Below are 14,745 nucleotides of genomic sequence, written 5' to 3' on the forward strand. Positions count from 1 at the left end.
CCTTTTGCTCCTTAAAACTGACTGGTCAGACTGAGTTTGAAGGTCCTTCCGGGGGCGGGCATCATCGAACGCGTCAGGGGATCAAGATAATAGCGGTTGGTCAGGTTGGTGCTGACCAGCTCCACGGATGTGGAAGGCGTAATTTGGTAACTGATATAAGCATCCACCGTCAACACGGGATGCCAGCGCATGGGATTATTGGACTGGCCTTTATACAAATCAGGCAATAATTCCATTAACCGCTGCTCATCGTTGTTTTTCGCCTTGCTGTGATAGAGCATCCGGCTGCCCAGCTCCAGTTTTTCATTGAGCAGACGCCCGCCGACAGTCAGGTTAGCGGAATATTGAGGTTGAATAGATGTACGCAGATAACCGCCGGGGAAGCCCCCATTGATGCATTCGGAGAGGTGATAGCGATTTTGTGAGTCCATCTTTACCACAGAGTTATTGTCGCACACCTTATTTTTCAGATTGTAGGTGAGCCCCATATCCGTGAAGAAGCCGCCGTTGTCATAACGCGCCTGTAGCTCCAGACCCGCAAGTTTTTGTTTGTCCATTTGGGAGAATAAATAACTGCCGTCCCTGTCGAACACATTTTTAATCACGGTATTGTAGTAAGAAAACTTAATGTCAGCATGGCGCTCTGCATCAACCCACCGGCTAAAATCATAGACAAAGCCGACTTCCGTATTTTTTGCGCGTTCAGGCTTAAATTGATGGCCTGCGTAATGATTTTGGGAGCCTGAAAAGCCCACGGTGTCGGCAAAAATACTGGGCATTCTGACGGCTTCGGCATAGCGTGCATAGATGCGGAAATCATCCGTCACATAAGCGGTCGCTGAAAATGCCGGAGCCCATGCATGATCTTTACGCTTGGCTGCCGGTTCCCAAGGGTCATCGACATGGCCGTCTGGCACAGCGTTTGCGTTCGGCTTTTTTGTACCGTATTCATATTTATAGACTTCCTGACCGCTGACTGGATCGATAACTTTTTCATTCATATCCAACTGACCATTGAAATAAGGGTTATCGTTTTTATTGAGCTTGCCGTTGCGGGAGCCGTATTTCCAAGTAAATTCTTCACTTATCATTTTACGCTTCAGACCGCTCCGAGAAAGGGCATCTTCTGTCCTGATGTCCGGGAATTCCTTGAGTTTTGCAAGGTAGGCTCTTAATTCTGTCGGGCTCATTTTAGAAATTTTGTGTGAGTTTCTAAATTCCTGTTTTTTCCGTATGGAATCGGCTTCGTTCTCAGTCAGCGTTCGAAAGTAATTCATCTGATGCTCGGTGATATCCGCCGTTTTTGCGTAGCTTGAATCTCTTGCTGCACGTCGTTCATTGAGCAAATCATCCTGGGACCAGTAAGAAACACGTTTTGCTCCCGCCCCCAATGCCAGCCATGAAGTGGGGCGCCAATCAAAGTTAAAGGCAAGATTAATTTCCTGACGCTGTCCTTTCCGGGCTGGGGACTGGAAAAAGTACATGCCTTTGCGATTGTAATCATCATCAGAATCAAGCCGTTCCCGTTGGAAATTACCTATCAGGGTCAGGTCTAGGCTCGGGTGCAGGGTAAATTTATTGGAGAGATCGAGCCCCCAACGATTGTTTTGGGTATGCGTGGTAGCAGAATCAATCAAAATGCCATTAATGTTATTGTTTCTGGGTGCTTTTCCGCTTTCCCAGTCCCAATCTTTCTCCTCAGGGCTTCGGGGATACCCTCCTGCTGTATTGGTATTGCTGGTGGTACGGGTTGTCCACAGATTCAGGTCGAAATCAACATAAGGATTATGGGCAGGCTGCCACTTATAGCTCAGATTAGCGGCTTGTTGGTGGACATGAGCCAGCGGCCATTGAGGAACCTTATTTTCTGCCGGCTCAACCTTCCCCAAGCGTGAGGGCATAATATCGCCAAACTCCATGCGGGTATCGCGAAGGCCCAGCAGTAAAGCCTGATCGTCGTTGAAACGCCAACTGTTTTTGATTAACACGGAGCGCATTTCACTGGAGGTATTAGGGACTTCATTACCGGGACGATAGATTTTGGCGGCAAACGGCACATAGGGATCTAATGTCGTTCTGGCTTTTTCCAGCAGTTCCCTGTCAGCTTTTGTAATGGGTTCATCATACCGATGTGCGCCACCTTTACCGGCAAAATAGTTACCCTGACGGCGATAGGCATAAGCCAGCATGAGGTCGAAATATTCCTGACGCGTTCCCACTGCAATGCGGAAGGCATTATCTTTAAAACCAAACAGTTTATTGTCTTTTGATGAGTGAGGAGTCACCTTTAAAGCCGGGTCATTATCGATATTTCCTTTGGTAAAATTGGGGATATCACGGTAGTCTTGCCCCAATTGCAGGGAAGGCTCCCGCTCCCTGACTGAATTACTGCTGGTTTCCAGTTTGGTATTGATACCGAAGGTTTCCCCTTTCGGAACGATATCGTCAATGGATAGTGTTTTGATGGAAACAGCACCACCGACAGAGCCTTTGATGTCACGGCTGAGGGAAGGGCCTTTTTCGATTTCAATGTTGCTGATTAAGTTTGGGTCAATATAATTGCGGTTATTGGCGCCATTGTAACCGCGACCTACAGTAATCGCCTGTTCTGTGCCATCAATCGTAACGGGAATTCGCCCTTGCCCCTGAACACCGCGGATATTGATATCCAAGGCCCCGCTATTACGTGCATCTCCACTGTAGACGCCCACGGCACCTTTCAGTAAATCAGCGGGAGATGTTCCCTTGTAGCGCTCTATCTGATCTTTGCCAATATAAATATTAGAAATATCTTTATCATAAACGGCATCATAACCTGCGGCATCTTTGTCAGTGGTGTCTGTGACACTGATTTTACCCAAGTCTGTTTTTTTGCCGGAAGATGCTGATTCAGCAAACAAGGGCGGTGTGGTTAGTGACAAGGCCAAAGATAACGCCATTGTGATCGGAGTGAGCTGTGTTTTAACTTGGAATGCCATTGATGTCCCTTGCCTCTATTTATCGATTATCATCACGCAAATTAAAAATAACCAATTGATTAAAAATACTTTTCCAGCCTGAACAGCACTTCGTTTTTGTTATAGCTGTACAGCCAAGCCACATTGCTGTGATTGCGCCGGTGGCGGAACGTCAGAGAAGGGGTCATGCCCCCGATTTCAGCGGCAGGCACTTTAATGACAGCAGTATAAATTTGTTCATTATCCTCACGGAGGATGTTCAGCATGGGGTGTTTGGCATCAAATTGCCGTTTCTTCACCGTGGCAAACAGTGATCCGGTGATCCCGGGGTAGAGTTGCCCGGCAATACCTGCCCGAGCTCCCCATTGCCGGTAGCTGTCCATGTCGTATTTATCATTGCTGCGATAGAGCCAATCCCCGCCGCCAAACAGAACCATGTCGCGATTAAGGGCATGGGATAAAGTAAAGTAAGTTGATGAAAGTGTGCCGTCTTTCCGCTGAAGTTGTTGTTGATGGCGCAGTCGTTTATGTTCAATTTCTGCATTGAAGGCTGTTTGGGAGGTCAAAGCCCATCGCCATTCTGTTTTGGCACCGTTTGCACGATAAAAAATATCACCTGCAAGTTGCTTATATTCAAACAAGGGACCCAAAGAAACATCGTGATGCCTGCTTTTATAGTTATATCCCCCGACCAGCAACAGCGTATTTTCATCCCCGTCATGGTAATGCCGGTAATTTTCCCCATACATCAGACCACGGCCAAAAATGCCGTGATGGCCGACAAACTGATAACGGCGGTTCAGGATGGCGTCATAAGACAAACCCCACGCTTTAACGGCTTTTGGTACTTGAACCAATACACAGCTTTTTTCGCCGCAATACCGGATTGCGCCACTATCAGAAGACATATTCACATTATCGTTATAGCCATAACCCGCAGAGAAAGAGCCGCGCCAACTGTTTCTCAGCGCTATAGCTTCCAGATAGCTGTTGATATTTTTTAAGACGGTTTCCGGTAGTTGACTTTGTTCACTCAACACAGAAAACAGCTGTCTGGCTTCCCGAGTCTTATGATCCTCAAAATAAACGCGGGCCAGCTCCAGTTTGATGCGGGTGAAATCAGGTTGTTGGTTTAAAATCTGCTGATAGTGATAGGCGGCAAGATCAAAATTTTCTTCAAAACGGGCCAATCCGCCTTGGGCAAAATGAAGCAACATCTCATCATGCCCGGATAATTTTTGGTAAGCAGCGAGAAAACGCCTGACATCCGGCCACTGCCGATGGTTAGTGGCAAGGTAAAGTGCTTGTCCCATATCGCTCAGATTATTTTCTACCTTAAACGGTTGCCCATCAATCACAATCAATGAAGCGTCATCTTCGATAAAAACAGGGTCTGGCGTGACCAGATTGTTTTCATTTTCCTGCTGGTTATGTTGTGCTTCCTGCCAGATTTTCCGTGAAATATCTTCATCGGCATGAGCCGTCAGGGAAAGACATAGCACAGCAAGTGCCGCGGATAATGTTGGTCTTGTTTTATTGTCAGGCATCGATAAATCGGATCACAAAGTTCACGTTATGATTGACGACAAAAACAGAAAACAGCGCTCAAAGAGTACTGTTCTCTGAAAAGTCAGTAATTACTGTTTCGAGCCACCGAAAGCGGTATTTTTGCTGCTATCATCTTCAAATGTGGCATATCCGGCCAAGCTGGATGCACCATCGCCAAAGAAGTGTCCCGTGGTTTCACCAATCAAATCACCCGTCATGGCGGTTCCTTCAAATTTGGCATCAGCACCAATATTGGCAGCAACATCAATAGCCATGACGGTATTCTCCATTGAGCCTATTAAGGTCTTATCACCAAAATCGGCAATAAATGTACCGGATAACGCATTATCGCCACTGTATTTGTTAATCCCTGTCACGGTATAGGTTGCGGTGCCATCCGTCGGAATATTGGTCGTAATGTCTTTTCCTGCGTAATAAACCGTATGGGTGTTATCCGAGGCTTTTCCGGTCTCTGACCACTCACCAAAATAAACATCGTCACTGGCCACTTTACTGAAATTGAATACGCCCATACCGCCATGAGAGCCAGGTTTCCCTGCCATGGAAATATTATGAATACCGTTGCTGTCAGCCGGTGCCATGCGAGTCAGGCCGGCAAAGCCAACTATCTTGCCGTTATAAACGGAACTGACACCGATGCCGGGTTCAATCTGTTGCCCTCCGTGAGGGTTTGCACCCGGTAAAGTCGGGCCGACTTCAATGTGAGGTGTTGTGTATTGCTGGCTCTGACCAAATCCTACGGCGGCGTGAGCTTGTGCCATAAATCCCAATGCACTTAAAGTAGCGATTAATACGTTGAACTTTTTCATTATTACCCTCGTTTGGAAAGGGGGGCCCCTCGTTACCCAATCTTAAAAATGGCCTGATTTATTGCGCGGGAAAAACGTACACCGTTAATATGATAATGTAAATGATAATTATTACCATTCAATTATTTCAGAAAGGGGATTTGAGTCAGGGTATTTTTTTAACCTTTTGAATATATTTGTTTTTATTTTATTTTTGGAATATTGCCATGTTCAATTTTTTTATCAAAAATGTGACGTAAGTTGATTTAATCACACTCTGTTTTTATGTAAACAATAATATTATTTGGATAAAAATAGTTATCAATGAAATCAATTATTTCAATGAAAGAAATAACGATATTTTAAATTAAAATCACCCTCATCAATGCTTAATAATAATTTATTTTTCATTGTATGAAATAATTGGTTATCATGGGAAAAGATGAATATAAAAAATACGTTTATTCCGGATAATAAATAAATGCTTATAATTATGACGATTAATATAAAAATATAATTTCGGCTTGCTTTTTTTATAGGAAATTCATCATGGAAGCAAAAATCATTATTCAATCTGCCAAAGAAAGAACAGATTTAAATGAAGAAATTAGTCGTCTTGTTGAAACTAATTGGCCGATATTTATGGATAACGATGCAGTAGCTGAAGAATATTGGCATAAATTATATGAACCCGGTTTCAGCCATTTCCAGAAGTTTGCCATTCTGCAACAAGGGCACGAAGAACGGCTGATTGGCCTGATGACTTCAATTCCTTTTCCTTGGGAAAATAAGCCATTAGATCAACTGCCGGATGAAGGTTGGGATGCGGTATTGCGCATTGGGGGGGAAGCAAAAGGAAAGAAAAAAGCCAATATGGTATCTGCGTTGGGAGTCACAGTTGCCCCTGATTTCCGGGGTAAAAACATCCCGGCCTTATTAATCAATAGCGTCAAGCAAACCGCCCGGGATGAGGGATTGGAAGGGTTGGTCGTCCCTGTCAGGCCAAGTCTGAAAAGCCGGTATCCTTTGCAAAATTTTGCAGAGTATTGTGGGTGGAAAAATGACAAAGGCGAACCGTTTGATCCGTGGGTCCGCACACATTGGCGTTTAGGCGCAAAGATTATCAGGCCAGCCCTCCGCTCCATGGATATCTATGGTTCGGTAGAACAATGGCAGGCGTGGACCGGCATGACGTTTCCACAAAGCGGAGAGTATATTATTCCGGATGGGTTGGTGCCGTTGGTGGTCGATACCGAGAAACAGATGGCCTATTACATTGAACCCAACCTGTGGATGTTTCATCGCCTTGATTAATCGACTAAATATTCTGTATCAACAATAAATTCTCCCGCTTTCACGTTGTCGTTCTGTTGGCTGCAACCTGACGCCCATCGGATATCGGCTTGCCGGGAAACCAGTGTGAAAGAATAAACAATAGCCCAACAAAAGAAAGCGTGATAATAAATCCTTTTTCGTCAAAGAGATCCATTGCGATACCTGTGACCAATGGCCCGGTAAGGCTACCTATTCCCCAGACAATGCCAAATAAAGAATTTATCGCAATCAGCATTTGTCCTGAATATTTTTTTCCTGCTCTCACCAGAGATAACGTGTAAATTCCGCCTCCGCAAGCCCCCATGATAATGACATCAATCCATAAGAAAATAGAATTCACTGTAAAGGGCAATGCCAATAGGGAAAGAGTGAAAACAATGCCGCAAATAATATGCATTCGTTTCAAATCCGTTTTATCTGCCAGCCATCCAATAGGAACCTGAAAAATCGCATCCCCTAAGAAAATTAAAGTTATTAGCGTAATCGTAATCGTTTCAGGTATCCCCAGCGATAGCCCGTACAAAGGGAACATAGAAAGTGCGACGGCATCAAAAGAGGAGAAACAAATGACGCCAATGATTAGGCAAGGGGCAGACATGATGAGCGGAAATACAGGAAACCCGCCTTTTCCTTCTTCTGCCTGTGATGATAGGGAGGCAGAAGGGTTTGCCAGTATCAGAACAATGCAACAAAGGGCAGGTATAGCCAGCAATGTTGCTGGAATGAATGATGTTATGCCAAAGAGAGAAATCAGCAATGGCCCGAGCAATTGACATCCTGTGAACGCTGAAGCATACAGTCCCATCAGTGTACCTTTGTATTTATCGGTGGTATTGGCACTGACCCAGGATTCACCGATAACAACAATGACACCACAGGCAAACCCCATCAAAAACCGGGGAAGCGCGAGGTAATGAGCTTGATTGAAATAAGTAGAAAAGAAAGTAGAAGCTGTAAGTAATAATAAGTTAAAGCTCAGTAATTTGTTTAAGCTAAATAAACGGCTAATTGCTGGGATCACCATGGAAGAAATGAGCATTCCCACCGCCGGCAGCGCTGACATTATACCCAGAAGTGTTGATGTGTACTGTTGCCCAGCCAGCTTTAAACTGACCATTGGGAGTGTATATCCCATGGCCAACCCTACGAGAGATGCCCCCAATATGATAGACACCATGTATAATTTATTAACACTGGCTGTCATTTTATCTTTTTACCTGCTATTTATTCGATTATATGATTAAGCCAGATATTGATATATTCTTTGGTAACAAGCACTCCCATTAATTCCATTTTCACCATACTTTTTTGAATTGTGGGCGTAATGTCACAGCGAATATAGGTTAAAAATATTTCTCCAGTTGTATTTGCACTTGGTTTTTATCATAGCTGTAAAGCCAGTCCACATTACTGCGATTATGTCGATGCCGGAAAATTAAAGAGGGGGTCATGCCCACGATCTTGGCTTTTGGAAATTTAATGGACGCTGTATAAATTTGCTCATTATCTTGGCGTCTGGCCTCCAATACGGCGTTGTAGGCTGCAAAACGCAGCTGCCTTAGTGTGGCAACCAACGAGCCATTAATGCCAGAGTAAATTTGTCCTGCAATCCCGGCAGTTATCCCCCATTGCTGATAACGGGATGAGGGGCGCTGGCTGTCCTGATAGCTCCATTGCCCCCCGCCAAACAGAATAACTTTGTCGTTGATGAAGTGGGATAAGCTGAAATAGGATGAGGAAAGTGAGCCATTTTTAACACTGTCATTTTGCTGATAATTCAGCCGCTTATTTGATATTTCCACATTCAGGCCAGTCTGGGCAGTCATTGCCCATTGCCACTCGAGTTTAGCGCCGAGCGCGTAATATTCCGTCTTTCCTGCACTCTGTTTATATTCAAACAAGGGACCAAAGGATAAGTCATGAGTCCTGTTTTTATAATTGTAGCCATTGACCAGCAAGAATATGTTTTCATTTGCGTCATGATAGTGTGGGTAATTTTCCCCGTAAATCAGGGCACGGCCAAAAACACCGTGATGACCAGCAAATGAATAGCGCCGGCTCAATGTCGCAGTATATGTACTCCCCCACTCTTTGATGATTTTGGGTAATTTTCGTTGCATGAGGCAATGTCCTTCCAGAATAAGCAGACATTGGGCTTCCTGATTTGGCGTCATATTTAAATTATCATCATAGACAGAACTGATGGAAAATGAACTGTGCCAACGGCTTCTCAGGGGAATTGCGTGGAGGTAACGGTCAATATTCTCCAGAACTATTTTCGGTAACTGATGCTGTTCTCTTAATTCACTAAATAATTTTTCAGCTTCCCGATTGTTGTAATCTTCAAAATAGACACGGGCCAGTTCCAGCTTTATGCGTGTTGAATTAGGTTGTTGACTCAGTATCTTTTGATAATGAGCGGCAGAAAGTGCCAACTTTCCTTCGATGCGGGCCAGCCCGCCCTGAGCAAAATCGACGAGTAACGGATTGCTCTCAGGTATTTTCTGATAAACCGCCAGCAAGCGTTTAACTTCTGACCAGCGTTGATAGTTAATAGCAAAATACAGTGCCTTCGCCAGGTTTTCAGGATTATTTTCAATCTCAAAGGGTTGCCCATGACCTGTGCCCGACGATTTACCCTCTTTTGATTCATCCTCTTCCGTCGAAACAACAGCCGGTATACTCAGGCCCGCTTCATGTTTTTGTTGGTTTTGCTGTTGATTGTGCCGTATTTCTTTCCAGATCCAATGGGTACTTTCTTCACTTGTAAACGCTTCATGACTACCATCTTGATGGGAATAGGCTGCCGGAGAGTGAAATAAGGCCAGTGATGCCATGAACAATAATGTAGAAACAGCGGTCTTTTTCTTGCAAGTCATAGCAGCAAAATCCATTAACACAGCCCCATGATTGACAATCCGTCAGGATCTGACGGCAAGAAACAGGGAGCAGAGCAAAAAACATGAAATTGACAAGGAAGAAAACAGCACCAAGAATGGCACTGTTTTCTGGGAAAAATCAGGTGTTACTGTTTAGAACCACCGAATGCGGTATCTTTGGATCTATCACTCTCAAATTTGGCATACCCAGCCAGAGCAGAAGCAGAGTCGCCGTAAAATTTTCCATCAGTTTTCCCGTGTATACTCTCATTGGCCGTGGCTTCGCCTGCAAAACCAGCATCATCATTGATATCGGCATTGATATTTATCTTCAATGTATCGTTGCTCAATGAACCGTTGATTTTGTTTTTATCAAAGTTCGCGGTAAACGTACCGTCAAGGAGGTTGTTACCGTTATATTTATTGAGTCCTTTTATCGTATAAATAGCCGTGCCACCTTTTGGCATATTGGTCGTAACATCTTTGCCGACATAAAAGACAGTATGGGTGATATCCGATTTATCGGGTGTTTTCTGTGCCCATTCCCCAAAGTAGATTTCCTCGTTGGGAACCTGACCCACATCGATATATTGGTTCTCGACCAAAACAACATCCTCCAGTTTGTAACGATAGATGCCATTATTATCACGAGTGGCCAAATCTTTTAATTCAGAAGCCGTATAAAGCTGGTTTCCGAACAGAGGAAGAGAGATACCAATGGCAGGTTCCCCTTTATTCTCTCCAATCAAGAGATGGGGATTGGTTTCTGTTTGACTGATCCCCCAGCCGACTTTTGCCTGAGCCTGTGCAATCAATCCAAAAACACCTAATGTAGCGATGAATATATTGATCTTTTTCATTAGCAGCCTCACTGAGTATTAAAGGGTATTTTTTTGTTCTTTATACCCGTGTATTTTGAAGCTTATTGGTTATATAAAAGCGTCCTGAACCTTCTAAGCTAACAACTTAAGTGCTGAGCGAAACCCTAAGTGCTAAGCGAAACACGCATAAAAAATACATTGAACAAAAAATCATGTAAACCAGAAGTAATAAAATTGTTTACTATTTGTTAATAAGGAAATTGAGGTAACCAAACCATATCTTTTTGAATATATGTGGTTTTTATGCGGAAGGTGGCAAAAGGGAATTAAAGTTTAAGTGATTATTGTCTCAATCAATCGTTGCGGATGGGTATAAATTGTCGCTCTTCCCTGTTTGCAAAACCCGACCAGTGTCAGATTACATTTTTGTGCGACTTCAATGGCGAGTGAGGTTGCGGCAGAAACAGCAAACAAGATTTCCACCCCACAGCTGGCTGATTTTTGGACCATTTCATAGCTGGCACGACTGGAAACCAAGGCGGCACCTTGTTGCCAGCCCACTTCTTTCTGCATTGAGGCCCGAATTCCCAACAACTTATCCAAAGCAACATGACGGCCAATATCTTCACAACCCCCCAAAAACTTTCCTTCTGAACTTATCCATCCTGCCGCATGGGTACAGCCAGTCAGCGCCCCGATTTCTTGGATATGCGACAATTGGGCAAGTGCGGCATCAAGATAATCGAGTGAAAATGTTTGGGTGAAAGGTAATGGTTTAATTGGGCGGAAAACCTCAGTCAGTTGTTCAGTGCCGCAGATCCCACAGCCTGTTCTGCCTGCCATATTGCGCCGGCGTTCTTTTAATCCCGCAAAACGGCGGCTGGAAAGTTCGATATGCAGCTCAATTCCCCCGTGGCAGCTGGTTATGGCATCAATCCCACGAATTTCCTGAGGAGAAGAAATAATCCCTTCTGATAATGAAAAACCGATGGCAAAATACTCCAGCTCCTTAGGTGTGCCCATCATCACAACGTGTGAAATGCCGTTATAGACCAATGCGATAGGAACTTCTTCCGCGACCCAGTCCGGCTTGGGGCTGTTGAGGTTATTTTTATGTTTTACATTGACGTGAAAAGCGCCGCAGATACCCTCAATGGCTAATTGATTTCCTGACCTTGCATTATCCATTAGATGAATTCTCCAGCAGATTAATTCATAATACCGGCAAACCTTATCAGGTTATTAACCTGATCACACGAATTAATAAAAAAGCAAATACACCGACGATCTTGTCGTCAGAAAGTGTTTGAATGAGCAATGTGAGTAAGGAGATCCCCCATGCAAGTCAGCAGAAGGCAGTTCTTTAAGATCTGCGCTGGCGGTATGGCGGGTACGACGGCTGCCGTGCTGGGGTTTGCCCCCGCCGCTGCGGAGGCACAAACACGTAACTATAAACTGCTGCGTGCGCGTGAAACCCGAAATACCTGTACATACTGTTCTGTCGGCTGTGGATTATTGATGTACAGCCTTGGCGATGGTGCCAAAAATGCCAAATCGACTATTTTTCATATTGAAGGTGATCCGGATCATCCGGTGAACCGGGGAGCCTTGTGTCCTAAGGGAGCCGGGTTGGTCGATTTTATCCACAGTGAAAACCGCCTGCACTATCCGGAATATCGTGCCCCGGGCGCAAGCCAATGGCAGCGCATAAGCTGGAATGAAGCTTTCGATCGCATCGCAAGATTGATGAAACAAGACAGAGATGCCAACTTCATCAGAACCAATCAGGATGGCGTTACGGTTAACCGCTGGCTGACAACAGGTATGTTGTGTGCCTCTGCGGCCAGTAATGAAACGGGTTTTTTATCGCAAAAATTTAGTCGCGCTCTCGGCATGCTTGCCGTAGACAACCAGGCGCGTGTCTGACACGGACCAACGGTAGCAAGTCTTGCTCCAACATTTGGTCGCGGTGCGATGACCAACCACTGGGTGGATATTAAGAACGCGAACCTGATTGTCGTGATGGGCGGGAATGCCGCAGAGGCACATCCTGTTGGTTTCCGCTGGGCGATGGAAGCCAAAATCCACAACAATGCCAAACTGATTGTTATCGATCCACGTTTTACCCGTACGGCATCCGTGGCGGATTTCTACACGCCTATCCGGTCCGGTACGGACATTGCTTTTCTGTCAGGTGTGATTTTATACCTGATGACCAACGAAAAAATTAATCGTGAATATGTTGAGGCATACACCAATGCCAGCCTGATTGTACGGGAAGATTTCTCGTTCGATGAGGGTTTGTTCAGCGGTTATGATGCGGAAAGCCGTCAGTACGATAAAACCTCATGGAATTATGAACTGGATGAGCAGGGGTTTGCCAAGCGCGATAAAACGCTGACCCATCCCCGTTGTGTCTGGAATTTGCTGAAAACCCATGTCAGCCGTTATACACCGGATGTCGTCACGGATATTTGTGGCACACCGAAGGAAGATTTCCTCAAAGTGTGTGAATATCTGGCAGCAACCAGTGCGAAAGATAAAACAGCCTCTTTCCTGTATGCGTTGGGCTGGACGCAGCATTCTGTCGGCGCACAGAATATCCGCACCATGGCGATGATCCAATTGTTGCTCGGCAACATGGGCATGGCCGGCGGCGGGATTAATGCACTGCGTGGTCATTCCAATATACAGGGGCTGACAGATCTCGGGCTGTTATCGCAGAGCCTGCCCGGCTATCTCTCCCTGCCCTCAGAAAAACAGGCTGATTTGCAGACCTATTTGCAGGCGAATACGCCAAAATCCACTATACCGGGACAAGTCAATTATTGGGGAAATTATCCGAAATTCTTTGTCAGCCTGATGAAAAGCTTTTATGGCCACCATGCCCGTAAAGAGAATGACTGGGGTTTTGATCTTCTGCCTAAGTGGGATAAACCTTACGACGTCCTGCAATATTTCGAAATGATGTCGAAAGGGGAAGTGAACGGCTATATTTGTCAGGGATTCAACCCCATTGCTTCATTCCCGAATAAAAATAAAGTCGTAGCGGCGTTATCGAAATTGAAGTTCCTGATTACCGTCGATCCGCTCAGTACCGAGACATCGTCATTCTGGCAAAATCACGGTGAATTCAACGACGTCGATCCCTCTTCTATTCAAACGGAAGTCTTCCGGCTGCCATGTTGTTGCTTTGCCGAAGAAAATGGGTCAATAGTCAATTCAGCCCGCTGGTTGCAATGGCACTGGAAAGGGGCAGATGCACCGGGTGAAGCCATCGGTGATGGTGAAATTCTGTCTGGCATCTTCAGGCGCCTGCGTGACTTATACCGCGAAGAAGGAGGAGCGGCACCAGAGCAAGTTCTGAGCATGGCATGGGATTATCTGGACCCCGATAACCCCACTCCGGAAGAAGTCGCGCAGGAAAATAACGGGCTTGCACTGGCGGATGTGCTGGATGGCAAAGGCAATATTTTGGTGCAAAAAGGGCAGCAATTATCGTCTTTTGCACAACTGCGTGATAATGGGACAACCGCCAGTGGCTGCTGGATTTTTGCCGGCAGCTGGACACCCGAAGGTAACCAAATGGCGCGCCGTGACAACGCAGATCCCTCCGGCATCGGTAATACACTGGGTTGGGCATGGGCGTGGCCACTGAACCGCCGTATCCTGTATAACCGTGCCTCTGCTGATCCACAGGGTCACCCGTGGGACCCCAAACGCCGGTTAATCGAATGGGATGGTGATAAATGGGGCGGGGTGGATATTCCCGATTACAGCAATGCGGCTCCGGGAACGGAAGTCGGGCCGTTTATCATGCAGCCTGAAGGCATGGGACGCCTGTTTGCCATTGATAAAATGGCAGAAGGGCCATTCCCTGAACATTATGAACCATTTGAAACGCCATTGGGCACGAATCCCCTGCATCCGAATGTCATTTCCAACCCGGCAGCCCGCGTGTTCAGGAACGATCTTGACGCAATGGGTAAAGCGGATAAATTCCCTTACGTCGGTACAACTTATCGCCTGACCGAGCATTTCCACTTCTGGACAAAACATGCCTTGCTGAATGCGATTGCCCAGCCAGAGCAGTTTGTGGAAATTGGAGAGCGATTGGCGGCGGAAAAAGGCATTAAACAGGGCGATACCGTTAAAGTCAGCTCCAATCGGGGTTATATCAAAGCCAAGGCGGTGGTGACTAAGCGCATCCGTACCCTGAATGTTCATGGTCGTGAAGTGGATACCATCGGTATTCCCATTCACTGGGGCTTTGAAGGCGCGGCGAAGAAAGGTTTTCTGGCGAATACCCTGACGCCGTTTGTGGGTGATGCCAATACGCAGACGCCAGAATTCAAGGCTTTTCTGGTTAATGTGGAAAAGGTGTAGGGGAGAAAAA

At 45.7% G+C, this 14,745-nt stretch carries 9 protein-coding genes; 2 read left to right on the top strand and 7 right to left on the bottom strand.

The annotated features are described in order from the left end of the window. Window positions 1-11 precede the first annotated feature (11 nt). The 3 genes from Xsze_RS04130 to Xsze_RS04140 all read right to left on the bottom strand — a co-directional run bounded on the left by Xsze_RS04130 (window position 12) and on the right by Xsze_RS04140 (window position 5,335). Window positions 12-2,978, bottom strand: a complete 2,967-nt coding sequence (locus Xsze_RS04130) for a TonB-dependent receptor domain-containing protein (protein ID WP_038239829.1) — start codon at window positions 2,976-2,978, stop codon at window positions 12-14. Window positions 2,979-3,037: 59 nt separating this feature from the next. Further along, window positions 3,038-4,504 carry a surface lipoprotein assembly modifier gene (locus tag Xsze_RS04135; protein ID WP_038239826.1) on the bottom strand — a complete coding sequence of 489 codons (1,467 nt, stop codon included), beginning with the start codon at window positions 4,502-4,504 and terminating at the stop codon, window positions 3,038-3,040. Between the two features lie 90 nt (window positions 4,505-4,594). Then, a complete protein-coding gene (locus Xsze_RS04140) occupies window positions 4,595-5,335 on the bottom strand; it encodes a Slam-dependent surface lipoprotein (RefSeq protein ID WP_038239824.1) in 741 nt (246 codons plus the stop codon). A 528-nt stretch (window positions 5,336-5,863) separates the two neighbouring features. Here Xsze_RS04140 and Xsze_RS04145 point away from each other — a divergent pair. Continuing rightward, window positions 5,864-6,628, top strand: a complete 765-nt coding sequence (locus Xsze_RS04145) for a GNAT family N-acetyltransferase (RefSeq protein ID WP_038239822.1) — start codon at window positions 5,864-5,866, stop codon at window positions 6,626-6,628. 40 nt (window positions 6,629-6,668) lie between these two features. On the opposite strand, the gene Xsze_RS04150 is transcribed toward Xsze_RS04145, so the two are convergent. The 4 genes from Xsze_RS04150 to fdhD all read right to left on the bottom strand — a co-directional run bounded on the left by Xsze_RS04150 (window position 6,669) and on the right by fdhD (window position 11,537). Then, window positions 6,669-7,853 carry an MFS transporter gene (locus Xsze_RS04150; RefSeq protein WP_038239819.1) on the bottom strand — a complete coding sequence of 395 codons (1,185 nt, stop codon included), beginning with the start codon at window positions 7,851-7,853 and terminating at the stop codon, window positions 6,669-6,671. A 139-nt stretch (window positions 7,854-7,992) separates the two neighbouring features. Further along, window positions 7,993-9,528, bottom strand: coding sequence for a surface lipoprotein assembly modifier (locus tag Xsze_RS04155; protein ID WP_038240085.1), 1,536 nt, complete (start codon window positions 9,526-9,528; stop codon window positions 7,993-7,995). Window positions 9,529-9,674: 146 nt separating this feature from the next. After that, window positions 9,675-10,388 (bottom strand): Slam-dependent surface lipoprotein, encoded by a 714-nt coding sequence (locus Xsze_RS04160; protein ID WP_038239815.1) that lies wholly within the window; start codon window positions 10,386-10,388, stop codon window positions 9,675-9,677. Between the two features lie 294 nt (window positions 10,389-10,682). Continuing rightward, a complete protein-coding gene (fdhD, locus tag Xsze_RS04165) occupies window positions 10,683-11,537 on the bottom strand; it encodes a formate dehydrogenase accessory sulfurtransferase FdhD (RefSeq protein WP_038239812.1) in 855 nt (284 codons plus the stop codon). 150 nt (window positions 11,538-11,687) lie between these two features. On the opposite strand from fdhD, the gene fdnG reads away from it, so the two are divergent. Continuing rightward, window positions 11,688-14,735, top strand: coding sequence for a formate dehydrogenase-N subunit alpha (gene fdnG, locus Xsze_RS04175; RefSeq protein WP_084616296.1), 3,048 nt, complete (start codon window positions 11,688-11,690; stop codon window positions 14,733-14,735). Window positions 14,736-14,745: the final 10 nt, after the last annotated feature.

This window comes from Xenorhabdus szentirmaii DSM 16338 (genome assembly GCF_002632585.1).
In the GTDB taxonomy this organism is placed as follows: domain Bacteria; phylum Pseudomonadota; class Gammaproteobacteria; order Enterobacterales; family Enterobacteriaceae; genus Xenorhabdus; species Xenorhabdus szentirmaii.